The sequence below is a fragment of the Actinoplanes sp. NPDC023714 genome, from assembly GCF_040639855.1.
Classification (GTDB): domain Bacteria; phylum Actinomycetota; class Actinomycetes; order Mycobacteriales; family Micromonosporaceae; genus Actinoplanes.
The window spans coordinates 1-25,854 of the sequence record NZ_JBFAAR010000004.1; the positions used below are offsets into that span (position 1 = coordinate 1).

The 25,854-nt window shown below is 72.3% G+C and carries 23 protein-coding genes and 1 tRNA gene; 12 read left to right on the forward strand and 12 right to left on the reverse strand.

Annotated features, from left to right (window positions below; translation table 11 throughout):
• Window positions 1–350: 350 nt before the first annotated feature.
• From AB0G10_RS19325 to AB0G10_RS19350, 6 genes are all read right to left on the reverse strand, one after another.
• A complete protein-coding gene (locus AB0G10_RS19325) occupies window positions 351–1,661 on the reverse strand; it encodes a carboxyl transferase domain-containing protein (RefSeq protein ID WP_360924923.1) in 1,311 nt (436 codons plus the stop codon).
• Window positions 1,662–1,759: 98 nt separating this feature from the next.
• On the reverse strand, window positions 1,760–2,986 hold the full coding sequence (fabF, locus tag AB0G10_RS19330; protein WP_360923088.1) for a beta-ketoacyl-ACP synthase II: 1,227 nt from the start codon (window positions 2,984–2,986) through the stop codon (window positions 1,760–1,762).
• Between the two features lies 1 nt (window position 2,987).
• Complete coding sequence (locus tag AB0G10_RS19335; protein WP_014441425.1) at window positions 2,988–3,230, reverse strand: acyl carrier protein; 243 nt, start codon at window positions 3,228–3,230, stop codon at window positions 2,988–2,990.
• Window positions 3,231–3,279: 49 nt separating this feature from the next.
• Window positions 3,280–4,230 carry a beta-ketoacyl-ACP synthase III gene (locus AB0G10_RS19340; RefSeq protein ID WP_360923091.1) on the reverse strand — a complete coding sequence of 317 codons (951 nt, stop codon included), beginning with the start codon at window positions 4,228–4,230 and terminating at the stop codon, window positions 3,280–3,282.
• A complete protein-coding gene (locus AB0G10_RS19345) occupies window positions 4,227–5,165 on the reverse strand; it encodes an ACP S-malonyltransferase (RefSeq protein WP_360923094.1) in 939 nt (312 codons plus the stop codon). The genes AB0G10_RS19340 and AB0G10_RS19345 overlap by 4 nt, the downstream gene beginning before the upstream one ends.
• Before the next feature lie 181 nt (window positions 5,166–5,346).
• On the reverse strand, window positions 5,347–6,552 hold the full coding sequence (locus AB0G10_RS19350) for a helix-turn-helix domain-containing protein (RefSeq protein WP_360923097.1): 1,206 nt from the start codon (window positions 6,550–6,552) through the stop codon (window positions 5,347–5,349).
• Between the two features lie 218 nt (window positions 6,553–6,770).
• On the opposite strand from AB0G10_RS19350, the gene AB0G10_RS19355 reads away from it, so the two are divergent.
• Both AB0G10_RS19355 and AB0G10_RS19360 read left to right on the forward strand, forming a co-directional pair.
• Window positions 6,771–7,058: a hypothetical protein gene (locus AB0G10_RS19355; protein ID WP_360923100.1), complete on the forward strand. Its 288-nt coding sequence runs from the start codon at window positions 6,771–6,773 to the stop codon at window positions 7,056–7,058.
• Window positions 7,059–7,141: 83 nt separating this feature from the next.
• A complete protein-coding gene (locus tag AB0G10_RS19360) occupies window positions 7,142–7,741 on the forward strand; it encodes a TetR/AcrR family transcriptional regulator (RefSeq protein WP_360923103.1) in 600 nt (199 codons plus the stop codon).
• Here the strand turns inward: AB0G10_RS19360 and AB0G10_RS19365 are convergent.
• From AB0G10_RS19365 to AB0G10_RS19385, 5 genes are all read right to left on the reverse strand, one after another.
• Window positions 7,668–8,312 carry a hypothetical protein gene (locus tag AB0G10_RS19365; protein ID WP_360923106.1) on the reverse strand — a complete coding sequence of 215 codons (645 nt, stop codon included), beginning with the start codon at window positions 8,310–8,312 and terminating at the stop codon, window positions 7,668–7,670. The genes AB0G10_RS19360 and AB0G10_RS19365 overlap by 74 nt on opposite strands.
• A 228-nt stretch (window positions 8,313–8,540) precedes the next feature.
• Window positions 8,541–9,947, reverse strand: a complete 1,407-nt coding sequence (gene gltX / locus AB0G10_RS19370; RefSeq protein WP_360923109.1) for a glutamate--tRNA ligase — start codon at window positions 9,945–9,947, stop codon at window positions 8,541–8,543.
• Between the two features lie 22 nt (window positions 9,948–9,969).
• Complete coding sequence (locus AB0G10_RS19375; protein WP_360923112.1) at window positions 9,970–12,090, reverse strand: methyl-accepting chemotaxis protein; 2,121 nt, start codon at window positions 12,088–12,090, stop codon at window positions 9,970–9,972.
• An 80-nt stretch (window positions 12,091–12,170) separates the two neighbouring features.
• A complete protein-coding gene (aceE, locus tag AB0G10_RS19380; RefSeq protein WP_360923115.1) occupies window positions 12,171–14,909 on the reverse strand; it encodes a pyruvate dehydrogenase (acetyl-transferring), homodimeric type in 2,739 nt (912 codons plus the stop codon).
• Between the two features lie 206 nt (window positions 14,910–15,115).
• Entirely contained in the window at window positions 15,116–15,520 is a 405-nt protein-coding gene (locus AB0G10_RS19385) for a YjbQ family protein (RefSeq protein WP_360923118.1), read from the reverse strand.
• A gap of 50 nt (window positions 15,521–15,570) precedes the next feature.
• Here AB0G10_RS19385 and AB0G10_RS19390 point away from each other — a divergent pair, with 50 nt between their 5' ends.
• The 5 genes from AB0G10_RS19390 to AB0G10_RS19410 all read left to right on the forward strand — a co-directional run bounded on the left by AB0G10_RS19390 (window position 15,571) and on the right by AB0G10_RS19410 (window position 20,317).
• On the forward strand, window positions 15,571–17,877 hold the full coding sequence (locus AB0G10_RS19390) for a transketolase C-terminal domain-containing protein (RefSeq protein WP_360923122.1): 2,307 nt from the start codon (window positions 15,571–15,573) through the stop codon (window positions 17,875–17,877).
• Window positions 17,878–17,976: 99 nt separating this feature from the next.
• Window positions 17,977–18,408 (forward strand): DUF3052 domain-containing protein, encoded by a 432-nt coding sequence (locus AB0G10_RS19395; RefSeq protein ID WP_360923124.1) that lies wholly within the window; start codon window positions 17,977–17,979, stop codon window positions 18,406–18,408.
• Window positions 18,409–18,473: 65 nt separating this feature from the next.
• Window positions 18,474–18,941: a peroxiredoxin gene (locus tag AB0G10_RS19400; RefSeq protein ID WP_360923127.1), complete on the forward strand. Its 468-nt coding sequence runs from the start codon at window positions 18,474–18,476 to the stop codon at window positions 18,939–18,941.
• Between the two features lie 19 nt (window positions 18,942–18,960).
• Window positions 18,961–19,035, forward strand: a tRNA-Val gene (locus AB0G10_RS19405).
• A gap of 421 nt (window positions 19,036–19,456) precedes the next feature.
• The gene (locus tag AB0G10_RS19410; RefSeq protein WP_360923130.1) at window positions 19,457–20,317 is read left to right on the forward strand and encodes a hypothetical protein; all 861 of its coding nucleotides are present in this window, start codon (window positions 19,457–19,459) and stop codon (window positions 20,315–20,317) included.
• Window positions 20,318–20,427: 110 nt separating this feature from the next.
• Here AB0G10_RS19410 and AB0G10_RS19415 read toward each other — a convergent pair whose 3' ends face one another.
• Window positions 20,428–21,066, reverse strand: coding sequence for a bifunctional DNA primase/polymerase (locus AB0G10_RS19415; RefSeq protein WP_360924926.1), 639 nt, complete (start codon window positions 21,064–21,066; stop codon window positions 20,428–20,430).
• Window positions 21,067–21,311: 245 nt separating this feature from the next.
• On the opposite strand from AB0G10_RS19415, the gene AB0G10_RS19420 reads away from it, so the two are divergent.
• Genes AB0G10_RS19420 through AB0G10_RS19440 form a run of 5 tightly spaced genes read left to right on the forward strand, consistent with a single transcriptional unit; the run spans window position 21,312 to window position 25,829 of the window.
• Complete coding sequence (locus tag AB0G10_RS19420) at window positions 21,312–22,538, forward strand: helix-turn-helix domain-containing protein (RefSeq protein ID WP_360923133.1); 1,227 nt, start codon at window positions 21,312–21,314, stop codon at window positions 22,536–22,538.
• A 16-nt stretch (window positions 22,539–22,554) separates the two neighbouring features.
• On the forward strand, window positions 22,555–23,139 hold the full coding sequence (locus AB0G10_RS19425) for a flavoprotein (RefSeq protein ID WP_360924929.1): 585 nt from the start codon (window positions 22,555–22,557) through the stop codon (window positions 23,137–23,139).
• Window positions 23,140–23,173: 34 nt separating this feature from the next.
• Entirely contained in the window at window positions 23,174–23,989 is an 816-nt protein-coding gene (locus AB0G10_RS19430; protein ID WP_360924932.1) for a Nif3-like dinuclear metal center hexameric protein, read from the forward strand.
• Window positions 23,986–24,720: a C4-type zinc ribbon domain-containing protein gene (locus AB0G10_RS19435; RefSeq protein WP_360923136.1), complete on the forward strand. Its 735-nt coding sequence runs from the start codon at window positions 23,986–23,988 to the stop codon at window positions 24,718–24,720. The genes AB0G10_RS19430 and AB0G10_RS19435 overlap by 4 nt, the downstream gene beginning before the upstream one ends.
• Window positions 24,717–25,829: a bifunctional RNase H/acid phosphatase gene (locus AB0G10_RS19440; RefSeq protein WP_360923139.1), complete on the forward strand. Its 1,113-nt coding sequence runs from the start codon at window positions 24,717–24,719 to the stop codon at window positions 25,827–25,829. The genes AB0G10_RS19435 and AB0G10_RS19440 overlap by 4 nt, the downstream gene beginning before the upstream one ends.
• Window positions 25,830–25,854: the final 25 nt, after the last annotated feature.

A 25,854-nucleotide genomic window follows, 5' to 3' on the forward strand; every position in this document is an offset into this window, starting at 1 on the left:
GATCAGGCCAGCAAGGTGGGCCGGGCCGGCGCCGGCAACCCACGAGGACAGGTCGCATCCACGGCACACCACACCACAGCGGTGGCCAGATCTTGTGTGAGTCACTCGTAAATCACCGGCGACGAACCTACCGATACCAATCCCTCCCGGAACCGGCCCACCTATAGAAGCGTCGCGTTTGGGGGTGCGGCGGGCCGGGCGATCTTGTGAAGTTCCGCGGATCCGGTCCTGTGGGGCTCCACAAGATCGCGTGCGAGCCGCCCCGCCTCCCCGCCCCGCCCCGCCGCCCCCTCCCCGCGATCTTGTTGATTCGTGCAGGAACGGGCCTGGCCCGATCAACAAGATCGCGACTAGAGGGGCGTGTTGCCGTGGTCGCCGCGGGCCGCCGGGGCGGCCGCTATCGCCTCGGCGATCCGGCGGCGGGTCTGCGCCGGGGTGATCACGGCGTCCACCACGCCGATCTCGCCGGCCCGGTGCACGCCGCGGGCCCGCTCGGCCTGCTCGCGGACCAGGCGCTCGCGCAGGGCCGGGCGCTCGGCGGGCTCGGCGGCGGCCAAGTCGCGGCGGTGCAGCACGTCCACGGTGGCGCCGGCGCCCATCACCGCGATCTCGGCGTCCGGCCAGGCGAAGACCGCCGTGGCGCCGAGCGCGCGGGAGTTCATGGCGAGGTAGGCGCCGCCGTACGCCCGCCGGGTCACGCAGGTCACCCGGGGCACCACCGCCTCGGCGAAGGCGTGCAGGAGCTTCGCCCCGCGCCGGACCACGCCGTCCCACTCCTGGCCGATGCCGGGCAGGTAGCCGGGCGCGTCCACCAGCACGATCAGCGGCAGGCCGAGCGCGTCGCACATCCGCACGAACCGGGCGGCCTTCTCGGCGCCGGCCGCGTCCAGGCAGCCGCCGAGGCGCAGCGGGTTGTTCGCGACCACCCCGGCGGTCCGCCCGCCGAGGCGGCCCAGCGTGGTGACGATGTTCGGCGCCCACCGCGGGTGCAGCTCCACGCCCGGCTCGTCGAGCAGCGCGCCCACCACCGGGCGTACGTCGTAGACCCGGCCGGTCATGGAGGCGTCCAGGCGGCCCGGCTTCACGTCGTCGGGGGAGATCCGGCCCTGGTGGCCGAGGAGCCGGACCAGCCGGCGGGCCTCGGTGAGCGCGGCCGCGTCGTCGGCGGTGGTGAGGTGCACGACGCCGGAGCGGTTGCTGTGCGGCCCGGGGCCGCCGAGCCGCTCCGGGTCGACCCGCTCGCCGGTGACGCTCGCGACGACCCGCGGGCCGGTCGCGAAGATGCGGCCGGCCTTACTCATGATCACGATGTCGGTGAGGGCCGGCGCGTACGCGGCCCCGCCCGCGGCCGGGCCGAGCACCACCGAGATCTGCGGCACCCGGCCGGACGCGCGGACGATCGCCGCGAAGACCCGGCCGATCCCGTCGAGGCCGACGACGCCCTCGGCGAGGCGCGCCCCGCCGGAGTGCCAGAGCCCGGCCACCGGGATGCGCTCGCGGACCGCGCGGTCGATCGCCTCGACGATCCGGGAGCAGCCGTCGATGCCGAGCGCGCCGCCCTGGAGGGTGGCGTCGGTCGCGAAGGCGACGGCCGTGGTGCCGTCGACGTCACCCCGGGCGGCGAGCACGCCCGCGGTGTCCCGGGGCGCCAGCAGGCGCATGGTGCCCCGGTCGAAGAACGCCCGCAGCCGTGACTCGGGATCCCGATGGTCGAGGTCGACGTCGGGGGGAGTCACGGCTGATCGGGCTTCGTCACGCGTCAGGCGCGGGCGAAGACCAGCGCCACGTTGTGGCCGCCGAAGCCGAACGAGTTGTTCATGGCGGCCCGGATCTCCAGCGGCCGCGCCTTGTGCGCCGCCACGTCGAGGTCCAGACGCTCGTCCGGGTCGTCGAGGTTGATCGTCGGGGGGACGACGCCGTCGCGGATGGCGAGGATGGCGGCGATCGACTCGACCGCGCCGGCCGCGCCGAGCAGGTGCCCGCTCATCGACTTGGTCGAGGTGAGCACCGGGTGGTCGCCCACGGCGGTCTTGATGCCGAGGACCTCACCCATGTCACCGGCCGGCGTCGAGGTGGCGTGCGCGTTGACGTGGTCGATGTCGGCGCCGGTCAGCCCGGCGTCGCGCAGCGCCATCCGCATGGCGCGGATGCCGCCCTTGCACTCCGGGTCGGGCTGGACGATGTCGTAGCCGTCCGAGGTGACACCGGCGCCCAGCACCCGGGCGTAGACCCGCGCGCCGCGGGCGGCGGCGTGGTCGGCACGCTCCAGGACGATGGTTCCGGCACCCTCACCGAGGACGAAGCCGTCCCGGTTCTTGTCCCACGGCCGCGACGCCTTCTCCGGCTCGTCGTTGCGCGTCGACATGGCGCGCATCGAGGCGAACCCGGCGAGCGGTAGCGGGTGCACCACGGCCTCGACGCCACCGGCCACCACCACGTCGGCACGGCCGGCGCGGATCAGGTCGAGGCCGAGCGCGACGGCCTCGGCGCCGGTGGCACAGGCGCTGGCCATGGCCCGGACGCCACCGCGGGCGCCGAGCTCGATGCCCACCCAGGCGGCCGGTCCGTTCGGCATCAGCATCGGCACGGTGTGCGGGCTGACCCGGCGCGGGCCGGACTGCTCCAGGATGTCGTCCTGCTCCAGCAGCGTGGTGGCGCCGCCGATGCCGCTGCCGATGCTGACCGCGAGGCGCTCCGGGTCGAGGCCCGAGCCGGCCAGGCCGGAGTCGGCCCACGCCTCCCTGGCCGCGATCAGAGCCATCGCCTCGGAACGGTCGAGCCGGCGCATCTTGACCCGCTCGATGAGCGTGGACGGTTCGACGGCGAGTTGTGCGGCGATCCGCACCGGGAGCTGACCCGCCCACTCCTGAGTGAGCGGGCCGACCCCCGAGCGTCCCGCGAGCATGGCGTCCCAGGTGGACGCGACGTCCCCGCCCAGCGGGGTCGTCGCGCCGAGCCCGGTGACGACGACGTCTACGTTGCTCATGTCAGTGGTTTGCCTCGATGTAGGTGACGGCATCGCCGACGGTCTTGAGGTTCTGGACCTCGTTGTCGGGGATCTTCACGCCGAACTTCTCCTCGGCCGCGACGACGACCTCGACCATGGACAGCGAGTCGACGTCCAGGTCGTCGGTGAAGGACTTACCCTCGGCGACGTCGTCCGGGTTCACCCCGGCGACCTCCTCGAGGATCTCGGCGAGGCCAGAGGTGATCTCTTCGCGAGTTGCCATTCTCGTTCTTTCTCTCGGTGGGTGGTGAACTACGCCGTCAGGTGCTGCCTCAGGGGCAGCGGACGACCTGGCCGGCGTAGGTGAGGCCGCCGCCGAAGCCGAAGAGCAGGACGTAGGACCCGGACGGGACCTCGCGCCGCTCGATGAGCTTCGACAGTGCCAACGGCACACTGGCCGCTGAGGTGTTGCCGGAGTGCACCAGATCTTTCGCGACGATCACGTCCGGGCCGAGGCCCAGGCGCTTCACGATGCCGTCGATGATCCGGGTGTTCGCCTGGTGCGGCACGAAGGCCGCCAGGTCGGAGGGTTCGATGCCGGCCCGGTGGCAGGCCTCGATCGCGAACGGGGCGAGCGCGGTGGTGGCCCAGCGGAAGACCGCCTGGCCCTCCTGCTCGATGTACGGCTGCCAGCCCTCGATCCGCAGCACGTCGCCCTTGTCCGGGGCGGAACCCCAGAGCACCGGGCCGACCGCGGCCTCCTCGCCGTCCGGGACTGCGGAGACCACCGCCGCGCCGGCCGCGTCGCCGAAGAGCACGGCGGTCGTGCGGTTCGACCAGTCGGTCACGTCGGAGAGCTTCTCCGCGCCGATGACCAGGGCGTTGCGGGCCGCGCCGGCGCGGATCGCGTGGTCAGCGGTGCCGAGCGCGTAGGAGAAGCCGGAGCACGCGGTGTTCAGGTCGTACGCCGCCGGCGCCGTGATGCCGAGCCGGCTCGCGACCCGGGAGGCCACGTTCGGGCAGCGGTCGATCGAGGTGCAGGTCGCGACGGTGACCAGGTCGATGTCGGCCGCGGTCAGACCGGAGTTCGCGAGCGCCTTCTCGGCCGCGTAGGTCGCCATGTCCGCGACCGTCTCGCTCCCGGCGATGCGGCGCTCGGCGATGCCGACCCGGTCCCGGATCCACGCGTCGTTGGTGTCCAGGGTCATGGCCAGGTCGTCGTTGGTGACCACGCGCGAGGGCTGGTAGTGCCCCATCGCGACGATGCGGGAACCCGCGGTCATCGTGCTCCTCCTTGGTGTCCGCCGTGGCGGGCGATCAGGTCGCGGGCGGCGGGCAGGTCGTCCGGCGTGTTCAGGGTGACGATCTCCGGCGCGCCCTCGCCCTTGAGCTCGCGCTTGACCAGCCCGGCCAGGGTGCCGGCCGGCGGCAGCTCGATCACGCCGGTGACGCCGAGCTCGCGCAGCGACGCCATGCACAGGTCCCAGCGGACCGGGGCGGTGACCTGGCGCACCAGGCGCCGGAGCACCTCGGCGCCGGCGGCGACCGGCTTGCCGTCGAGGTTCGAGAGCAGGGTCCGGGCCGGGTCGTTCACGGCGATGCCGGGCGCCGCGGCGTCCAGGGCGGCCTCGGCGGGCGCCATGTACGGGGTGTGGAACGCGCCCGCCACGGCCAGCGGGATGACCCGGGCCTTGGCCGGCGGCGCGGCCGCGAAGTCGGCGAGGCCGGGCAGGCTGCCGGCCGCGACGATCTGGCCGGCGCCGTTGCGGTTCGCCGGGTGCAGGCCGTTCTTCTCGATCGCGGCGACCACCTCGTCCGGGTCGCCGCCGAGCACGGCGCTCATGCCGGTGGGCTCGAGCGCGCAGGCGGCGGCCATCTCCCGGCCGCGCAGCCCGGCCAGGCCGATCGCGGCCTCGGCGGTGAGCACCCCGGCGGCCGCGGCGGCGCCGAGCTCCCCGACGCTGTGCCCGGCGACGACGTCGACGCCGTCCAGAGGCAGCTGCTCGGTGGCGAGCAGGGCGGCCGCGACCAGCAGGGGCTGGGTGCGGGCGGTGTCCTTGATCTCGTCCGCGCCGGCCTCGGTGCCGAGGTGGACGAGGTCCACGCCGGCCAGGCCGGACCAGGCGCGCAGGCGGGCCTCGGCGCCGGGTATGGCGAGCCACGGATTCAGGAAGCCCGGCTTCTGGGAGCCTTGGCCGGGGGAGAGTACGGCGAGCACGTCTTGACTCTTCCGGATCGGGGGAGGTTCGGGGGTTGCTGGGCGCGACGAAACCCTACGACGAGGTTTGTAGGAACCCTACAAACCGAGCGCAGGACTGCGATACTTTAGCCCGTTCCGTCCCATAAGTGGAATTTTCATGGCGCGACACGGTCCGGTGTTGACAACGACGCCGGGGCTCCTAGGCGGCGGGATCGAGCCGTCCGATCGTGAGCGCCATACGCAGCGCGAACGCGTCCCGGCCGTCGAACGGCGACAGGGCGGTGACCTCGGCCACCCGCTTCAACCGGTACCGCACGGTGTTCGGGTGCACGTAGAGCGCGCGTGCCGCACTCTCCAATACCCCGCCCGCGGCGAAGAATGCGTCCAGCGTCTCGAGGAGTCCGCCGCCGGCCCGGGCCAGCCCGCCGTACACCTCGTTCCGCAGCTTGCGGCGGGCGTCCAGGTCGCCCGCGAGCGCCCGCTCCGGCAGCAGGTCGTCGGCGGCCACCGGAGAGGGTGCGCCCGGCCAGGCCGGCGCGGCCCGGAAGCCGTTGAGGGCGGCGCGGGCCGACTCGGTGGCCTGGTCCAGCGAGGGCACGGCCGGGCCGACCACGACCGGGCCGTCGCCGAAGCTGCCGTCCAGCGCCCCGGCGGTCGCGACCGGGTCGGTGGCGCCGCCCACCACGACGACCAGCCGGTCGCCGTGCACGCCGCCGATCACCTCGAGCCGGGCCCGGCGGGCGGCCCGGTAGACGCTGTGCAGCACCGCGGTGATGTCGCCACCCGGTGAGCGGCCCACCACGACGGTGACCGGCGGGGCGTCGGTCCAGCCCAGCGCGGCGGCCCGGCTCGCCAGCACGTCCGAGGAGTCGCCGCGCAGCAGGGCGTCGACGAGCAGGGCCTGGAGACGGGCGTCCCACGCGCCGCGCGACTCGGCGGCCCGCGCGTAGACCCGGGCGGCCGAGAAGGCGATCTCCCGGGAGAAGCGCAGGATCGCCTGGAGCAGCGCGCCGGCCTCGCCCTCGTCGGCGAAGCTCGGCACCTCGGCCTCGGCCACGTCGATGGTCACCTTGATCAGCTGAACGGTCTGGGTCAGCGTGATCGCCCGGGCCAGGGCGCGCGGCGCCGCGGCGAAGACCTCGTCGGAGATCTCGCTCGTGCTGGCCGCGACGGTGGCGCCGGAGCGCAGCCACTCGACCAGCGAGCGGACGCCGGCCTGGGCCACGAGCATGACCCAGGAGCGCTGGTCGGCCGGGAGGGCCCGGAACCAGGGCAGCGTCTCCTCCATGCGGGCCACGGCGGAGCTGGCCAGCGCCCCGGCGTGCCGCTCGATCCGGCGCAGCGTGCGCGGCCCGAGGGGGTTGGTCGGGGTGCCGATACCGGCCGGGGTGGTGCTGTCTGCCACACCGTCAGCGTGACACGGCTCCGGTGGTGTCACGCTTGCGGACGGCGACACGCCGGGCCGCGGGTCCGGCAAGGGGTTTTCAGGCGCTTTTATGACATTTGTCCGGTGTAGCGGTGCGCCTCTCCCACGATTCCGGTCGGTGACCTGGCATCGTGTCGGACTAGTGCGGTCCGGGCCGGGGGGTTAACACCGGGTTCCGCGGTGCCGATGAAGAAGCGGTGCCGCGCAAAGCCGGTGTTGGTGTCGAGGACGCGGATCGAGGAGGCGAGATGATGGAACGGGACGACGCGTTGACGCGTGCCGACGGCGATCCCGTCCTCGACGACATGCCGGTGCCCGCACCGGTCGACGAGGAGCCGACTCTGGAGGCCGACCTGGACTCCGGATCGGGACGGGTCGGTTGCCGTACCGAGCTGCGCGGGTGGGCCGGAGCCCACCTGCACGGCGCCGTGCGCCCGAGGCGGCGTGCGGCGGGCCGGGGGCGGCCACCGGGCCGCTGGTGCTGACAAGGCCCTCTAAAGGGTGAGTACGGGGTCCGGCCGGGCGCGTTGTGCCCGGACCGGACCGCCGGACTGGTCAGCTAGGTGCGGTGGACGACAAGAGACGGCTGATCCTGGACCAGGCGCTCGCACTCGTGGACGAGCGTGGTCTCGCCGCGATGTCGATGCGCGCCGTCGCCGAGCGGGTCGGCCTCACCTCGATGGCCCTCTACCCGTACGTCGGGGGCAAGGACGCTCTGCTCGACGGCCTCGTCGACCTGCTCCACCTGGAGCTCGGCACGGCCGTGGGCGAGGACCCGGCGGACATCGGCTGGCGGGACAGGCTGCGGGCGCTCGGCCGCGCCGTACGATCGCTGGCCCATGCTCATCCGAGCGCCTTCCCGCTCCTGCTGAACCGCTCCGCGACCGGCGCGTCGGCGTCCTGGCTGACCGCGGCGCTGCGCGGCGTGCTGCACGACGCCGGGGTGCCCGCCGCGGACGTGCCGCGCCAGGCCCGGATGATCTATGCGTTCCTGCTGGGGTACACCACCGGCGAGGCCACCGGGGGCCTGCCGGCGGAGGACGGCCCGGACGACTTCGACGCCGACCTGGACGATCTGATCGCCCTGGTCGAGATCAGATCCGGCGGCGGATCAGGAACGCCATCCCGGCCAGACCGACCAGGATCACGACCAGAACAGCGCCGTTGAGCAGGAAGAGCCGGCGCACCTCGGTGAAGACCTCGCTCGCGCTCTCCACCGGGTCGACGTCGGCCTTGAGGTCCTGGCCGACACCGCCGCCGATGCCGCCGTGCACCACGTCCGGCTTCGCCTCGAGCGGCGCGCCGGAGAGGCGCAGCGACTCGGACATCGAGAGCCGGCCGTAGAACCAGCCCGCCGACTTCTTGCCGGACGGCTGCTTGGCCGGACGGTAGGCCCGCGGGCCGCCGGCGGCGTGCGGGTAGAGGTCGTAGATCAGGCTCGGCGCGTCCTTGACCAGGATGGTCAGCGTGAACTTGTCACCGAGCTTGTCGTTCTTGGGCGCCGAGGTCTGCGGCCGCGCCGCGGCCAGCCAGTCGACCTCGGTGAGCAGCATCTCGAAGGTCCGTGGCTCGTCGGCCTGCCGGACCACGATCGGCTCGGAGATCCCCTTGCCCTTGATCTCGACGGCGCTCGGCTTGTCGTCCTTCGGCGCGGCCTGCGCCGCCGTCGTGACGCCGGCCGACAGCGCGACGGAGACCGCCACCGCCACCAGTCTCGTGATCGCCGTTCGCACCATCATCCCCGACCTCCCCCGCCCGGTCCCGTCCGCCTACAGCCTTCCTGGATGACAGCCCGGCCGCATCTTGAGGCAGGGTGAATTGGAGCCATCTGGGGGGACGGTGGGACGGCCAATGATCAGCGGCCGAATAGTACCCAGTCCCCGCAACGCGTGGGTGCGGTGGTCACCCGGCTGGATCGTCTTCGGCGACCGGCTCTGGCGAGCCGGCCGCCGGATGCGGTAGAAGTGTCAGAGAAGGCCGCGAGCTGCGGAAAGGCGCGCCAGCGTGCGCTCCCGGCCGAGCGCCTCGAGCGACTCGAAGAGCGGCAGGCCGATGGTCCGGCCGGTCGCGGCGACCCGGACCGGCGCCTGAGTCTTGCCCAACTTGAGACCTCGGGCCTCGCCGACCTGCTCCAGAGCGGCCTTGAGCGGCTCGGCCGACCAGTCGGTGAGCGCGCCGAAGGCGGCCGCCGTCGCGTCCAGGATGTCCGCGGCGCCCTCCTTCATCGCCTTCGCCCAGGACGCGTCGTCCTTGACCGGCTCGTCGAGGAAGAGGAAGTCGACGTACTCCACGATCTCGGAGAGCACCGCGATGCGGGTCTGCGCGAGCGGGGCGATCGCCTTGAAGACCTCGGTGTCGAACGCGTCCGGCGACCACGGGGGAGCGGGGATCGTCTCGGTCCCGGTCAGCCACGGCGCGCAGACCTGGGTGAACTCCTCGGGCGTGAGGGCCCGGATGTACTCCCCGTTGAACGCGCGCAGCTTCTTGATGTCGAAGAAGGCCGGGGCGTGGTTCACGTCCTCGATCCGGTATTCCTCCTCGACCACCGACCACGGGACGATCTCCCGGTCGCCGGTGGGCGCCCAGCCGAGCAGCATGAGGTAGTTGCGCATCGCGGCGGCGAGGTAGCCCTCGTCCCGGTACGACTCGAGCGCCACCTTGTCGCGCCGCTTCGACAGCTTCTGCCGCTTCTCGTTGACGATCACCGGCACGTGGCCCCAGACCGGCGGGGTGACGCCCAGCGCCTCCCAGAGCAGCTGCTGCTTCGGGGTGTTCGGCAGGTGCTCCTCGGCGCGGAACACGTGCGTGATGCCCATGCTCATGTCGTCGACCACGTTGGCCAGCAGGAAGACGGCCGAGCCGTCGCTGCGCGCGATGACGAAGTCCTCGATCAGCTTGTTCTCGAAGGTGGGCTTGCCGCGGACCAGGTCGACCACCACGGTCTCGCCCTCGTCGGGCGTGCGGAACCGCAGCGCGCGGCCCTCGCCCGGGCCGAGCGCCCGGTCGCGGCAGAAGCCGTCGTAGCCGGTGTGCGTGTTGCCGGTACGGGCGACGACGTCCTCGCGCTTGCAGTCGCAGTAGTACGCCTTGCCCTCGCCGTAGAGGCGGGTCGCCGCGGCGGTGTGGTCGGCCGCGTAGGAGGACTGGTAGTAGGGGCCCTCGTACGTCCCGCGTTCGATCCCGATCCAGTCCAGCGCCGAGATGATGCCCTCGGTCCACTCGGGCCGGTTGCGGGCCGCGTCGGTGTCCTCGATCCGGAGCACGAAGACACCGCCGTGCTGCTGGGCGTAGATCCAGTTCTGCAGCGCCGAGCGGGCGCCGCCGACGTGGAACATGCCGGTGGGTGAGGGGGCGAAACGTACGCGAACAGTCACGGACCCAAGACTACCGAGACGCTCACACGGTGAAGCGCCCGACCAGCCCGGTGAGCCGCTGCGCGGTGGCGGTCAGCTCGTCGGCCGCCTGGTGCGCCGCCGCGACCGAGCGCCTGGTGCCCTCCATCGCGCCGCTGACGGTCCCGATGCCGTCGGCGATGTCCCGGCTCCCGGTCGCCGCCTCCGCGATGTTCCGGGCCATCTCAGCGGTCGTGGCGGCCTGTTCCTCGACGGCCGCGGCGATGGCCGTCTGGAAGTCGTTCACCTGGGCGATCCGCTCGGAGATCGCGTCGATCGCGGTGACCGCCCGGGCGGTGTCCGCCTCGATCGCGGCGACCCGGCCGGTCACGTCCTCGGTGGCCCGCGCGGTCTCCTGGGCCAGCTCCTTGACCTCGCCGGCGACCACGGCGAAGCCCTTGCCGGTCTCGCCGGCCCGGGCCGCCTCGATGGTCGCGTTCAGCGCGAGCAGGTTGGTCTGCTCGGCGATGTTGGCGATCAGCCGGACCACCTCGGTGATCGCGGTGGTCGAGGCGCGCAGCTCGGTGATCACGCCGGCCGCCGCGGCGGTCAGGCCGACGCCGTCCCGGACCGCCTGCGCCGCCTCCTGGGCGTTGTGCGAGATCTCGGTGATCGACGTGCCCATCTCCTCGGCGCCGGCCGCGACGGTCTGCACGACGTGCGACACCGTGTCGGCCGAGGAGCTCACCGTGCCGGCCCGGTCGGCGGCCGTGTCCGAGGCGGCGGAGAGCTCGCCGCCGGTGGCCGCGACCCGGCGCGCGGTGCCGCTCACCTCGTCCGAGGCGCCGGTCACCTCGCGCATCACGGCCCGCAGCTCGGTGGCCGCGGTGTTCAGCGCGGTGGCCGCCTCGCCGATCTCGTCGCGGCCCCGGTCGTCGGCGGTGACGGTGAGGTCCCGGCCGGCGAGCCGGGTCAGCGCCGCGGTGAGCCTGCCCAGCCGGCCGGAGAGGCGGGCCGCCTGGAAGTACGCGAGGGCCGCGCCGGCCAGCGCCAGCAGCACCGCGGCGATCACGAAGGCGGTCAGCATGGTCTGCCGGCCGTCCCGGACCGCGGCGATCACGGTCTCCGCGTCGGCGTCGTAGCCGCCGACCGTGACGGCCCACTGGTACGGCGCGTAGTACGCCACCGTCGTCGTGGTGTCCCCGGCCTCCGCGCCGGCCGCGCCGGGCAGCCGGTACGTGGTCCGCCAGGTGGCGCCCTCGGCCAGCTCGGGCGCCTTGGTGACGATCTCCTCGACGTACCGGGTCCCGCCGGCGTCCACGGCGTCCAGGTCGGTGGTGCCGGCCGTCCCGTCGATGCTGGAGGCGATGACCCGCCCCTTGTCGGCCGCGAGGGTGCTGTAGACGGTCACCCAGCCGTTCGTGCCGACCTGCTGGGCCGCGATCGCGTCGGTGAGGCCGGCCAGGGCGTCCGCCTGCGGCACGCCGACGAAGAGCGCGCCGACCACGTCGCCGGAGGCGTCCTTGATCGGGTCGTACGCGGTGACGTACCAGGTGTCGACCACCTGGGCCACGCCCCGGTACGACTTGCCGGCCTTGATCGCGGCGGCCACCGCGTTGGCCTTGCCGTCCGCGCCCACGGCCGGGATGTACGTGCCGATCGCCCGGTTGCCGGTCTTGCCGCGCACCGTGGTGGCGACCCGCAGCAGGTCGCCCGCCGCGTTCATCCGCTGGAAGAGGGTGACCGCGCCGCCGACGAGCTCCTGCGCGTCGTCGACGAACGGGGTGCCCCGGTCCGGGTTCGTGTTCTGGCCGAGCCAGCGGCCGTCCACCGTGACCCGGGGCAGCCGCACCGTGGTCTTCTCCTGGCTGACCTGGTTGGTCGCGGTCCAGGTGGCGGTGCGGTCGGCGAGGCGTACCCCGCCGCGCTGCTCGAGCAGGCCGGTGGCGCTCGTCATGCCGACGTCGACGCCGTGCTGCACCTCGTCGCCGACGGTGCCCACCAGCGTGGTCACCGAGGCGGTGGTGCGGTCCAGCTCGGCCTGGTTCTGCCGGAGCACCTCGTCGCGGGTGCGGTCCGCGAACGTGCTGCTCTGCCAGGCGCCGACGATGACCAGGACGAGCGCGGTCACCAGCACACTGCCGAGACCGAGGATGAGCAACTGGTGGAGCATGCGGAGCCGCATACCCCGATCTTCGGCACGGCCGGGCGGATACTGAGGCGGCCCGCCACAGAAGTGACGGGCCGCCGCAGATCAGAGCATTTCTAGCTGTCGCCGCCGGTCTCGCCCACCGGGGCGGCGTTGACGTCGTCGATGGCGTACTTGCGGGCGGCCTCGGCCGGTACGTGCTTCGCCACCTTGCCGCGCAGCGCGAGCTCGCGCAGCGTGGCGACGGCGACCGACTCGCCGTCCACGTGGAAGTGGCGGCGCAGGGCGTGCCGGGTGTCGCTCATGCCGAAGCCGTCGGTGCCGAGCGAGGTGTACCCGTTCGGAACCCAGCGGCTGATCAGGTCGGGGACCGCGCGCATCCAGTCGCTGACCGCGACCGACGGGCCCTCGGTGCCCTCCAGCTTCTGCTGGATGTACGGCTTGCGCGGCTCGTCGCCGGTGTGCAGGAGGTTGTACTCCTCGGCCTCGATGGCGTCGCGGCGCAGCTCGGTCCAGGACGTGACCGACCAGACGTCGGCGCTCACGCCCCAGTCCTGGGCGAGCAGCTCCTGCGCCTTGAGCGCCCAGCGCATGCCGGTGCCGGAGGCGAGCAGCTGCGCCTTCGGGCCGTCGGTCGCAGGGCCCTCGGCGTACTTGTAGATGCCCTTGAGCAGGCCTTCCACGTCGACGTTCGCGGGCTCGGCGGGCTGGATCGCCGGCTCGTTGTAGATCGTCAGGTAGTAGAAGATGTTCTCCTGCTTCTCGCCGTACATGCGGTGCAGGCCGTTCTCCATGATGTGCGCGATCTCGTACGCGAACGCCGGGTCGTACGCCACCACGGCCGGGTTCGTCGCCGCGATCAGCAGCGAGTGCCCGTCCTCGTGCTGCAGGCCCTCGCCGTTGAGCGTGGTGCGGCCGGCGGTGGCGCCCAGCAGGAAGCCGCGGGTCATCTGGTCGGCGGCCGCCCAGAGCTCGTCGGCGGTCCGCTGGAAGCCGAACATCGAGTAGAAGATGTAGAGCGGGATCATCGGCTCGTCGTGCGTCGCGTACGACGTGCCGGCCGCGATGAAGCTCGCGGTCGAACCGGCCTCGTTGATGCCCTCGTGCAGGATCTGGCCGTTCGTCGCCTCCTTGTAGGACAGGAACAGCTCCCGGTCCACGGAGGTGTAGGTCTGGCCGTGCGGCGAGTAGATCTTCTTGGTCGGGAAGAGCGAGTCCATGCCGAACGTGCGGGCCTCGTCCGGGATGATCGGCACCCAGCGCGCGCCGAACTCCTTGTCCTTCATGAGGTCCTTGAGCAGGCGGACGAACGCCATCGTGGTGGCGACCTTCTGCTTGCCGCTGCCGCGCTTGACGTCGCCGAAGGCCTTCGAGTCCGGGATCTGCAGGACCTTGGCCTTCGTACGCCGGCTCGGGACCGAACCGCCCAGGTCGCGGCGGCGCTGCATCATGTATTCGAACTCGTCGGACTTCTCGCCGGGGTGGTAGTACGGCGGGAGGTACGGGTTCTCCTCGAGCTGCTTGTCGCTGATGTCGAGGTAGAGCCGGTCCCGGAAGCCCTTGAGGTCGTCCAGAGTCAGCTTCTTCATCTGGTGCGTCGCGTTGCGCGCCTCGAAGTGCGAGCCCAGCGTCCAGCCCTTGATCGTCTTGGCGAGGATCACGGTCGGCTGACCGGTGTGCTCGGTGGCCGCCTTGTACGCCGCGTAGAGCTTGCGGTAGTCGTGGCCACCCCGCTTGAGGTTCCAGATCTCGTCGTCGGTCATGCCCTCGACGAGCTTGCGGGTGCGCGGGTCGCGGCCGAAGAAGTGCTCGCGCACGTACGCCCCGGACTCGCCCTTGTAGGTCTGGTAGTCGCCGTCCGGCGTGGCGTTCATCAGGTTGACCAGCGCGCCGTCGGTGTCGGCGGCGAGCAGGGTGTCCCACTCGCGGCCCCAGACGACCTTGATGACGTTCCAGCCGGCGCCGCGGAAGAACGACTCCAGCTCCTGGATGACCTTGCCGTTGCCGCGGACCGGGCCGTCCAGGCGCTGCAGGTTGCAGTTCACCACGAAGGTGAGGTTGTCGAGCTCCTCGCGGGCGGCCAGGCCGATCGCGCCGAGCGACTCGACCTCGTCCATCTCGCCGTCGCCGAGGAACGCCCAGACGTGCTGCTGGCTGGTGTCCTTGATGCCGCGGTTGTGCAGGTAGCGGTTGTACCGCGCCTGGTAGATCGCGTTCATCGGGCCGAGGCCCATGCTGACGGTCGGGAACTCCCAGAAGTTCGGGAGCAGGCGCGGGTGCGGGTACGACGGGAGACCGCCGCCCGGGTGCGACAGCTCCTGCCGGAAACCGTCGAGCTGGTCGGCGCTGAGCCGGCCCTCGAGGTAGGCCCGGGCGTACATGCCGGGGGAGGCGTGGCCCTGGAAGAAGATCTGGTCGCCGCCGCCCGGGTGGTCCTTGCCGCGGAAGAAGTGGTTCATGCCGACCTCGTAGAGGCTGGCCGATGACGCGTACGACGAGATGTGGCCGCCGACGCCGATCTCCGGGCGCTGAGCGCGGTGCACCAGCATCGCGGCGTTCCACCGGATGTAGGCCCGGATCCGCCGCTCGACGAACTCGTCGCCGGGGAACCAGGGCTCGCGCTCCGGCGGGATGGTGTTGATGTAGTCGGTGGACGTCAGTGGCGGAACGCCGACCTGTCGCTCCCGGGCCCGCTCGAGCAGGCGCAACATCACATAACGGGCTCTTTTCGCGCCGCGTTCGTCGATGACTCCGTTGAGCGACTCGACCCATTCGTTGGTCTCTTCAGGGTCGATGTCGGGAAGCTGGCTCGGCAGGCCATCGCTGATCACCGGGCGCTTGCGCTCCGTGGCCACAGGCAATCCTCTTGGTTGAGTGTCGTTTACACCGGGCGACCTAGGTGGCGAATCGCTCGGTCAGGAACTCCATCCTGCCCCCTTTCGGTGGGCCTCGTCACGCCTACCCGACGTGTCAGCGACGCGCGACACGTTTACTGACCAGTAACTTTCTGGTGATCAGTGTGAGCGTCCGGATGGATTCCGCCACCGTCGGGAGGCACAACTCAGCCGGGCAGGAAGGAGAAACGCACCTGGCGGATCGGGTTGTCGCCGTTCGGGTCGACCAGGCAGATCGACTGCCAGGTGCCGAGCGCGATCCGGCCGCCGATGACCGGCAGGGTGGCGTACGGCGGGATCCAGGCGGGCAGCACGTGGTCCCGCCCGTGACCGCGGGAGCCGTGCCGGTGCTGCCACTTGTCCTCGGCCGGCAGCAGATCCTCGATGGCGGTGAGCAGATCGTCGTCCGAGCCCGCCCCGGTCTCGATGACGGCCAGCCCGGCGGTGGCGTGCGGCACGAAGACGTGCAGCAGGCCGTCCTGCTCGGCGGCGACGAACCGCTCGGCCTCGCGGGTGATGTCGTGCACCACGGGAGTGCTTCCGGTCCGTACCGTGATCGTTTCGCTGCGCATGGTCCATATATATCGACCTTCCGCATTGGCAGGGTCACCGCGCTTCGGGAATGCTGAATCGTGTGACCACCCCGCAAAACCTCGACGAGCGGTTCCGCGATGCGGTCTCGGCCCTGCGGCCACCGGAGGAGCGGCGCGACGCCGCCGATCCGGTCCGCGAGGGCAGCACCCTGACCGGCGCCCGCACCCGGGCACTCTTCGACGCCCAGCTGACCGCCCGCCACCTCGACCTCGCCGCCCGCTGGCTGCGCAGTTTCAACGAGGGCTTCGCCACCACCGGCTCGGCCGGGCACGAGGGCGACGCCGCGGTCGCCGCGGCGTTGCGCGGCGACGATCCGGCGCTGCTGCATCAGCGATCCGCGGCCTTCTATTGCGTACGGGCGTCCGACCGTGCCGTCTCCGGGGGCGGCGACCCGTCCCGGCGGCTCGAGGAGGCCGCCCGCGACGTGCTCCGCGGCGTGGTCGCCTCGGTCCGCGACCCGGGTACCGGCGGCCGCGACAAGATCCTCGGCAACCCCGACCTGCACCTGCTCCCGGCGCTCTCCACGCCCGGCGGTCACCTGCCCCGCGCGGCCGGCCTGGCCCGGGCGCTGTCCCGGGCCGCCGCGGCCCCCTGGCCCGAGGACGCCGTCGTGGTGGCCTCGTTCGGCGGGGCGGCCGCGAGCAGCCCGGCCGCGGCCGCGGCGTTCGAGCTGGCCGGCCGGCCCGGCGCCGGGCCGGTCCCGCTGCTGCTGATCTGCGAGGACGACGGCGCCGACGCGACCGGCGAGGACGGCTGGGCGGCCACCCTGCTGCGCGGCCGGCCCGGGCTGCGCTACTTCTCCGCCGACGGCTGCGACCTGGCCGCCGTCCACGCCGCGGCGGTCGAGGCCGCCGGCTTCGTACGTGCCGAGCGGCGTCCCGCCGTGCTCCGGCTCGCCACGGTCCACCTGCTCGGCCCGGAGCCGTCCTCGGCCCGCCCGGGCGACCTCGCCGGAGATCTGCGGGTCGCCGACCTCGCCCGCGACCCGCTGGTCGGCACCGCCCGGCTGCTCGTCGAGGCCGGCCTGCTCGGCCCGGACGACGTGATCACCCGGTACGACGAGGTGGGCTGGCAGGTCCGCAAGGCCGCCGAGGAGGTGCTCGGCGAGCCGAAGCTGGCCTCGGTCGGCGAGGTCGTGGCCTCGCTGGCCCCGCGCCGCCCGCTGCGCGTCTCGCACGCCGTGACCGAGGCCGCCGGCCGGGCCGCCGGTCCCGGAGCGGCCGCCCGGGCCGAGGCCTTCGGCGGGAACCTGCCCGAGCACGCCGGCCCGATGACCCTGGCCCAGACGATCACCGCGACGCTCACCGACGCGCTCGCCGCCGACCCGGCCGTGCTCGTGCTCGGCCCCGGCGCCACGGCCGGCGGCCCGCACGGCGTCACCGCCGGCCTGTCTCCCGGCGCGGGCGCCGTCTCCGCCGATCCTTCTGCCGACCCGGGCGGCCGCGGCGTCGACCGGGTTCTGGACACCCCGCCGGACGCGAGCGCCGTCCTCGGCCTGGCCCTCGGCGCCGGCACGGCCGGGCTGATCCCGGTCCCGGAGGTCACCGGGCTGGCCGCCCTGCACACCGCGGCCGAGCAGCTGCGGGTCGAGGCGGCCGGGATGTCGCTGCTCTCGTCCGGGTCGTACCGGAATCCGATGGTGCTGCGCGTGCCCGGCCTGGCCCAGCCGCTCGGGCTCGGCGGCCACCTCGCCAACGACAACTCCCTCGCCGGCCTTCGCGACGTGCCGGGGATCGTGGTGGCGGTGCCGTCCCGGGCCTCCGACGCGGCGCCGATGCTGCGGTCCTGTCTGGCCGCCGCGGCCGTCGACGGGACGGTCAGCGTCTTCCTCGAGCCGGTCGCCCTCTACCAGACGAGGGACCTCTATCAACAAGGCGACAGCGAGTGGCTTTCCCCCTATCAGGAGCCCTCGGCATGGGCCGGCGAGCACGTCCCGATCGGCCGGGCGCGCATCTACGGGCTGGGCACCGCGCAGGATCTGACCATCGTGACCTACGGCAACGGGGTGCGAATGTCGCTCCGTGTCGCCGCCCAGCTCGCCGCCGACGGGTACGGTTCCCGAGTGGTCGATCTTCGCTGGCTGAACCCGCTACCCCTCGCTGACCTGGTGCGCGAGGCCTCGGCGACCGGCCGGGTGTTGATCGTCGACGAGACGCGCCGCTCCGGCGGGGTCGGCGAGGGAGTGCTCGCCGCTCTGGTGGACGGCGCCTTCGTCGGATCCGTGCGCCGGGTCGCCGCCGCGGACGCCCCGGTTCCCCTCGGTCCGGCTGCTCAGCAGGTCCTGGTGGGAGAGGATGCCATCACACAGGGTGCCCACACCCTGCTGGCGCGGTAAATTGCCACACACTCGGTGCGCCACTTGCGCATGGAGCCCAGAGTGTGTGGACTACCCCAAAGGTTTTGGGGGCTTTTCACGGCTAGGAGGATTTGGACAGTGAGCGCGACCGCGGGTCAGGCCGACGGCGTACGCAGCCTGGCGGACCGGTTCGGCTTCGAGCCGAACATGGTGGTCATGGAGATGGGTTACGACGACGACGTCGACGAGGATCTCCGTGATGCCCTGACCGAACGCGTCGGAGATTTGGTCGACGAGGACACCGATGAGGTGGTCGACGCGGTGCTGCTGTGGTACCGCGACGGCGACGGTGACCTTTTCGAGCTTCTCACCGACGCTCTCGGCCCTCTCGCCGACAACGGCGTGGTGTGGCTGCTGACCCCGAAGGCCGGCCGTGACGGCCACGTCGAACCGAGCGAGATCAGCGAGTCGGCTCCGACCGCCGGTCTGCAGCAGACGTCGACGGTGAACGCCGGCAAGGACTGGACGGGCGCACGCCTCGTCTCCCCGCGGGGCGCCAAGAAGAAGTAGCTCGCTGGACCACTCCACGCCAGGTCGGCGCCCTTCGCGGCGCCGGCCCTGGCTAGGCTGGGCCCATGCCGATCGAGGTGGGCCAGCCCGCGCCGGATTTCGCCCTCAAGGACCAGAACAACCAGGAGGTGCGGCTCGCCGGCTTCCGCGGTCGCAAGGCGGTCCTGATCGTCTTCTACCCGCTGGCGTTCTCCCGCCGCTGCTACGGCGAGCTCACCGAGGTGCAGGAGAACCTTGCGGCGTACGCGAACGACGACGTCCAGGTGCTCACCGTCAGCGTGGACTCGGTCTACAGCCACAAGGTCTGGGCCGAGCAGGAGGGCTTCACGTTCCCGCTGCTCGCCGACTTCTGGCCGCACGGCGAGGTGGCCCGTTCCTACGACGTCTTCGACGAGGTCCGGGGCTTCGCGAACCGCGGGACCTTCCTGGTCGACCGCTACGGCGTCATCCGCTTCGCCGAGATGAACGGCCCCGGCGAGGAGCGCGACCAGGACGCCTGGCGGGCGGCCCTCTCAGCGCTCAAGGTAGGATGACCACTCCGGTTTCACCGCCGGGCGCGTAGCTCAGTGGGAGAGCACTCGCCTTACAAGCGAGGGGTCGTAGGTTCGAAACCTACCGCGCCCACCATCCAACCAGCAGTGCTGTCACAGCAGCCGCCCGCCGAGCGCCCGGCGCCTCGCGCCCAGGATCGTGTTGGGTTCGGGCGTGTATCGAACCTCAAGTCGACACGTTCCCCGGCTGCCAGCTTTGCGTGTTGGGTTCGGGCGTGTATCGAACCTCAACTCAACACGCTTCCCGGGTTGCCGGCTTGCGTGTTGAGTTCGGGCGGGCATCGGACCTCAGCTCAACACGCTTTCCGGGGCCCGCCGGCAGTGACGCCACCCTTACGGCAACTGGTCCGCACCGTGGGGTGTCTCATCCGGGGCGGGCCGGGACCGATTCCTCTGGTGCCCGCGGGGAGAACCCGCGGGCGGGCAGGTCCCGGCCGGTTTCCCCTTGGCGGCCGGGGCCTGCCCGGACACCGGGGCGAGATCAGGCGGAGGCTGCCGTGGGCACGGAACTGCACATCGGCATCGACGCGGAGAAGACGGTCGTCTCCTCGTACCCTCTGAAGGCCCGCAGCGGACGCATCCGCCGGACCCGCGTCGGGACGCTGGTGGAGACCTCGCCGTGCGCGCCGAGCGGACGTACGCTGGAGCAGCGGGTGGTGGCGACGTCCCGGATCGCGCTGCCGCTGCTGTTCCTGACCGCGGTGGCCGCCGCCTTCGGGATGAGCTGGTGGCTCGCCGCGGCCGGAAGTGCCGGGCTGGTCGGCTGGTTCTGGCGCCGGCAGGCCCGGGCCGCGCAGATCGCCGCGTTCGCCGTGCCGCGTGACCGGGAACAGCCGGCCGAAACGCGGGCCCGGGTGCTCTGGACCGCCGCCGAGCGGGCCGCCTTCGACAATGCCCTCACCGCCTCGCGCCGCGTCCGGGCCACCTGGCCGGCGCTGGGCGGCATGGTCGACCCGGTCCTCGCCGACCGTTCGCTGACCCGCGCCCTGGACGAGCTCGCCACCGTGCTGGCCCGCCGTCAGGACCTGCGCCGGCTGCGCGCCGACCTGAGCGGTGTCGAGCTGACCGGCGTCCCGGCGGACAGCCCGGCCCGGGCCGCGGTCACCGAGCAGGCGGAGCGCGCCGACGTGCTGTGGCGGGAGACCGGCGCGGCCCGGGACCGCATCGTCCACAGCATCGAGGCGGCAGCCCGGGCGGGGGAGAGCTTCCTGCGCGAGCGCCGGGTGGCGGCCATTGCCGGGTACGCCGAACGTACGCTGGCCCGGGTCACCGGATCGGCGGCCGTGGCCGAGAGCGGCCCGGAGCTGGCCAGCCGTACCGAAGCGGTCATCGCCGCCTACCGTGACCTCGCCGCCTGAGCATCACCCTAACGAGTGACTCGCGCCACAGGCCGTGGCGTACTACCTTGTCGAATGACATGTGTCCACATGCCCGTGCCCGGCCAACCGTCCGCTTCCGGCGACGACGGTCAGGCCGCGCGGCGCGATGTGGACAGTTGCCGCGGCACGAGCGGGCGCGGGCGAACGGGGCCGGCGGCCTCGACGAGCTGAGCCTGCACACGTTCGGCGTCCGGCAGTCGCCATCCGGCCTGTTCGGGCGGGACGGTCCAGCGGACCGGTCCGTCGAGCAGGCGGTTCGGCGGCGCGGGGATCCACGAGCCACGGCCGTGCCGGATCACGTCGAGCCGGTGCTCCAACTCGGGTCGCAGCGGGCGGCCGGGGCTCACGAAGAACATCCATCGGCCGGCGCCGGTGACCGCGACGGGTCCCTGGCCGGGCACCTCGCGGCCCAGCAGCGCCGGCACCTCCAGCACGTCGAAGCCCACCCCGGTGGGCAACAGCACGGTGTGCGCCTGGCGGCGCCACCAGCCGGCGATCCGTACGGGGTCGGCGCCGGCCGACACGGCCCAGGAGTCGAGCGCCGGATGGCATCCGGTGATCGGGCATCCGGGGCGGCCGCAGTGGAATCGATTCCCGGCGAGGTACGCGCCGGGTGTCACGGCCCAGCCGTGCGCCGCATAGCGCAGCGCGGCCCGGCGAAGCCGCACGCGGTCGAGACGATCGATGATTGCCGGTGGGACGAACGGCTGACGGCTGGTCCACTGCATGGCTCGATAACCCCCGGATCCGCAGATCTGGCCGCTGTCGCGGGTGGTACGGCCGTATCCGACGACGATGAACGTCGTTGGGACGGTCAGATCCACCCTTTGCAAGTTGCACCGAAAACTACGAGCATCGGTGAGCAGGCGATCACACACGCTGTGCGATCTGTGCACACGTGAGCGGTCCACACTGCGAGTGACACCGGATGGCTCACCGGCGGATGGGCCGCCGGTTGAGTGGGGGAGGCACCGTGGACGAGCTGCCGATCGGCCGCCGCGTCGCCTATTGGCGGGGCCGACGCAAGATGTCCCAGCAGGTCTTCGCGGACCGGCTGGGCAAATCCAAGAGCTGGGTCGACAAGGTGGAGCGGGGAGTCCGCCGTCTCGATAAGTTCTCGGTCGTATATGACATCGCCGATGTGCTCCAGGTCGATGTCCAGCTGCTGCTGGGCAAGGAGGTGGAGCGCAAACCGGAGACGCAGAACTGCATCGACCAGGTGGAGGTCGAGGAGATTCGTGCTGCTCTGGAGCGATATGACCAGATGAGTGCGTTCTTCCAGGCGGTGCCACATTCACCGCCGATCGCGGAGATGCGCAAAGCGGTCAGCCACGCGTGGCTGACGTACCAGCACGCGAAGTACGGCGTGCTGGCCCGGGCACTGCCCAAGCTGCTGCGTGACGCGCAGGCCGCGGACAGCGCGCACGCCAACAGCGACGAGGCGCCGGCGGCGGCCCACCTGCTCGGGCAGGTGTACCAGATCGCCAGCTCCGCGTTGCGCAAGGTGGGGGAGCACGAGCTCTCCTGGCTCGCCGCGGACCGCTCGATCGCGGTCTCCCAGCGGGCCGGCGACCAGCTGCTCGCCGGGCTGGCCAGCTACCGGGTGGGAAGTGCCCTGCTCGCGCTCGGCCGGGTGCGGCCGTCGCTCGAGGTGAACGTCAACATCGCGAACCGCCTGGCCCCCGGGCCGGAGCGGCCGCGCGCGGAGCAGCTCTCGGTCTACGGGATGCTGCTGCTCAACGGCGCGATGTCGGCGTCCCGGATCGGCGACGCCGCGACCGTGCGCGACCTGCTGAGCGGCGCCGACCAGGCGGCGCTCGAGCTGGGTGGCGACTTCAACCACTACTGGACCAGCTTCGGGCCGACCAACGTGCAGCTGCACCGCTGCGCGACGGCGGTCGAGCTCGGGGACGGCCGGCTGGCGGTCGACACGCACGAGCGGATGGACAAGGAAGGTTTCAACGCCATGCTCCCGGAGCGGCGTGCCCACCACTACCTGGACATCGCTCGCGGCTACACGCAGATCGGCGATGTGGAGAGAGCCGGCGAGATGCTGCTCGAGGGCGACCGGCTCGCCCCGTCCGAGATCCGCTGCCGGCCGCTCGCCCACGAGGTCCTTTCCGACGTGCTCCGGCGTACCCGTGGCACGCCACCGGCTCCGATAGCGGAGCTTGCAGAACAGATGGGAGTCGGCGTATGAGGTGCAATAGGCCGTGATGACCGGTAACCCCTCACCCGGTGTGCTGTACGTGCTCGTGTGCGGTTCACCGATGGCCCGGGACGTCGGGATCCTCGTGGCCCTCGCTCAGAACGAGGGCTGGGAGGTCTGCGTGGTGACGACCCCGGACGGCCGCAAGTTCGTCGACGTGGCGGCCCTGCAGGCGCAGACCGGGCACCCGGTCCGCTCCGACTACAAGAGTCCCGGCGACCCCGACGTGCTGCCGCAGCCGGACGCGATGATCGTCGCGCCGGCCACGGTCAACACCGTCAACAAGTGGGCCGCCGGGATCACCGACACCCTGGTGCTGGGCCTCCTCGTCGAGGGGTACGGCTACGGCGTGCCGACCGTCGTGGTCCCGTACACGAACAAGGTCATGGCCCTGCACCCGGCCATGCACGAGAGTCTCGCGAAGCTGCGGGACTGGGGCGTCCACGTGCTCTACGGCGAGGACGTCTGCCGGCTGGGCGGCCCCGGGCAGACCGATCGGTTCCGCGGCCAGTTCCCCTGGCGGCGTGCCCTGCAGGCGGTCAGCCCGGTCTCGGCCGGCAGCACCAGAGTCGAGCCGGGAGCGGTTTCCTAGCCATATAGAGTTGGCGGTCGTGACGGTCCGCACCTTGGTTGAAGCGCTCGACAGGCGTTACCCACGAGACTGGGCTGAATCCTGGGACCGCGTGGGGCTCGTGCTGGGCGATCTCGACCACGCCGTCGATCGTGTCCTGTGCGTCGTCGACTGCGTGCCCGAGACGGTCGACGAGGCGATCGCGGTGGGCGCCGACCTGGTCGTGGCCCACCACCCGCTGCTGCTCAAGCCGGTGTCGTCGATCGCCCCGGACACCTACAAGGGCCGGATCATCCACCGGATGATCAAGGCCGACGTGGCGCTCTACACCGCGCACACCAACGCCGACGTGGCGAATCCCGGCGTCTCCGACGCGCTCGCCGCGCGCCTCGGCCTGACCGCCCTGCGCCCGCTCGTCCCCGCCGAGGGGGCGGCCGCGGGCGAGGGGCGGGGCCTGGGCCGCGTCGGCGAGCTTCCGGCGCCGCTGACCCTCGCCGAGCTCACCCGCCTCGCCGCCGCGCGGCTGCCGGCCACCGCGGCCGGGGTGCGCGCCGCCGGCGACCCGGATCAGGTGATCGGCACGGTCGCCGTCTGCGGTGGCGCCGGCGACTCCTTCCTGTCCGTCGCGGCCCGCTCGGGCGCCGACGCGTACCTCTGTGCCGATCTGCGCCACCATCCGGTCAGCGAGCACCTCGCGGCCGGTGGCCCGGCGCTGCTCGACGTCGCACACTGGGCGAGCGAACGCCCCTGGCTCGACGACGTCGCATCCTGGCTGCGCGCCGATCACGGCATCGAAGTGATGGTGTCCGACCTCGACACCGACCCCTGGACCGTCCATTCCGCTTTCGAGGAGAAGGAGAACCACTCGTGAAGGCCGCCCCGGAAGCCCAGCGCCGCCTGCTCGACCTGCAGGGGGTCGACACCGCCCTGGCCCAGCTCGCGCACCGCCGCAAGTCCCTGCCCGAGCTCGCCGAGATCGACGCCGTGGCGCGGGAGATCTCCGCGCTGGAGGACGAGCGGGTCCGTGCCCAGGTCGTCGTCGACGACCTGGACCGGGACATCAGCCGGCTGGAGAAGGACATCGAGCAGGTCCGGCTCCGCAAGGACAAGGACCAGAAGCGCCTGGACGCGGGCGGCTCGCTCCGCGAGGTGGAGGGCCTGCAGCACGAGCTGGCCTCGCTGAACCGCCGGCAGTCCGAGCTGGAGGACGCCGAACTCGAGCTGATGGAGCAGCGGGAGACCGCCGAGGCCGCGCTCACCGAGGTGCAGGGCCGGATCTCGGCGGCCGTCACCCGGCGGTCCGAGGCCGAGCGCAAGCGCGACGAGGCCTACGACGAGATCACCAAGGAGCAGGAGTTCAAGACGGCGGCGCGGGTGCCGCTCGCCGCCGACCTCCCGGCCGACCTGGTCACCCTCTACGACAAGATCCGTACAGAGTCCGGCCTGGGTGCGGCGCTGTTCCGGGCCGGCCGGTGCGGCGGCTGCCGGATCGAGCTCTACGGCGCCGACCTGAACCGGGTCAAGTCCGCCCCGGCCGACGAGGTGGTCCGCTGCGAGGAGTGCCGCCGGATCATGGTTCGGACCGCGGAGTCCGGCCTGTGACGCTGCACGTCGTCGTCGAGGCGGACGGCGGGTCCCGGGGCAACCCGGGCCCGGCCGGGTTCGGCGCCGTGGTCAAGGAGGCGGCCACCGGCCAGGTTCTGCTGGAGCGGTACGACTCGGCCGGCATCACCACGAACAACGTGGCGGAGTATTCCGGCCTGATCGCCGGCCTGCGCGCCGCCGCCGAGCTGAACGCCACGCGGGTCGACGTACGGATGGACTCGAAGCTGGTCATCGAGCAGATGTCCGGCCGCTGGCAGATCAAGAACGCGGGTCTGCGGCCGCTCGCGGCCGAGGCGGCCACCCTGGTCGGGAAGTTCGAGCGGGTGACGTTCGACTGGATCCCGCGGGAGCGGAACAAGGAGGCGGACGCGCTCGCGAACCGGGCGATGGACGAGGCGGCCGGTAAGGCGCCCCGCGATCGCATCGAGCGCGAGGTCGTCACGCCGGCGGCCGAGGCCCCCAAGTCCTGGGCGCCGCCGGCCCTGGAGAACGCCACCCGGATCGCGCTTGTCCGGCACGGCGCCACCCCGTTCACGGCGCAGGGGCGCTACTCGGGCCGCGGCGACGTGCCGCTCACCGACGAGGGCGAGGCGCAGGCGATGGCCGCGGCCGGCCGGGTCGCCGGGATCTTCCGGGACGTCGACGCCGTGCTGAGCTCGCCGCTGACCCGCTGCGTGCGGACCGCCGAGCTGATCGCGGCGGAGGCCGGCGGGGTGCCGGTCACCGTGATGGACGACCTGATCGAGTGCGACTTCGGCGACTGGGAGGGCAAGACGTTCGCCGAGGTGCAGGAGCGGTGGCCCGGCGAGATGTCGGCGTGGCTCGCGTCGACGAGCGTGGCGCCGCCGGGGGGAGAGTCCTTCCAGGCGGTGGCCAAGCGGGTGCGGGCGGCCATGGCCACGGTGCTCCACTCGTACCCGGGAAAGGCGGTCGTGATCGTCTCCCACGTCTCACCCATCAAGCTGATCCTGCGGGACGCGCTCGCCGCAGGCGACGCGTTCCTGCACCGGCTCTTCCTCGACGCGGCGGGCGTGTCCACCATGGACGTCTGGCCGGACGGCAACATCGCGGTGCGGACGGTCAACGAAACAGCCCATCTTCGATGACTGCGTATTGACCCTTCCAGGGCGG

Bases quoted from the DNA above. Each gene is read 5' to 3' on its own strand.
- AB0G10_RS19325 (WP_360924923.1), bottom strand. From the start codon at position 1,661: ATGCGCCTGCTGGCGCCCCGGGACACCGCGGGCGTGCTCGCCGCCCGG.
- fabF (WP_360923088.1), bottom strand. From the start codon at position 2,986: ATGAGCAACGTAGACGTCGTCGTCACCGGGCTCGGCGCGACGACCCCG.
- AB0G10_RS19335 (WP_014441425.1), bottom strand. From the start codon at position 3,230: ATGGCAACTCGCGAAGAGATCACCTCTGGCCTCGCCGAGATCCTCGAG.
- AB0G10_RS19340 (WP_360923091.1), bottom strand. From the start codon at position 4,230: ATGACCGCGGGTTCCCGCATCGTCGCGATGGGGCACTACCAGCCCTCG.
- AB0G10_RS19365 (WP_360923106.1), bottom strand. From the start codon at position 8,312: ATGATGGTGCGAACGGCGATCACGAGACTGGTGGCGGTGGCGGTCTCC.
- AB0G10_RS19375 (WP_360923112.1), bottom strand. From the start codon at position 12,090: ATGCGGCTCCGCATGCTCCACCAGTTGCTCATCCTCGGTCTCGGCAGT.
- AB0G10_RS19385 (WP_360923118.1), bottom strand. From the start codon at position 15,520: ATGCGCAGCGAAACGATCACGGTACGGACCGGAAGCACTCCCGTGGTG.
- AB0G10_RS19390 (WP_360923122.1), top strand. From the start codon at position 15,571: ATGCTGAATCGTGTGACCACCCCGCAAAACCTCGACGAGCGGTTCCGC.
- AB0G10_RS19400 (WP_360923127.1), top strand. From the start codon at position 18,474: ATGCCGATCGAGGTGGGCCAGCCCGCGCCGGATTTCGCCCTCAAGGAC.
- AB0G10_RS19415 (WP_360924926.1), bottom strand. From the start codon at position 21,066: ATGCAGTGGACCAGCCGTCAGCCGTTCGTCCCACCGGCAATCATCGAT.
- AB0G10_RS19425 (WP_360924929.1), top strand. From the start codon at position 22,555: ATGACCGGTAACCCCTCACCCGGTGTGCTGTACGTGCTCGTGTGCGGT.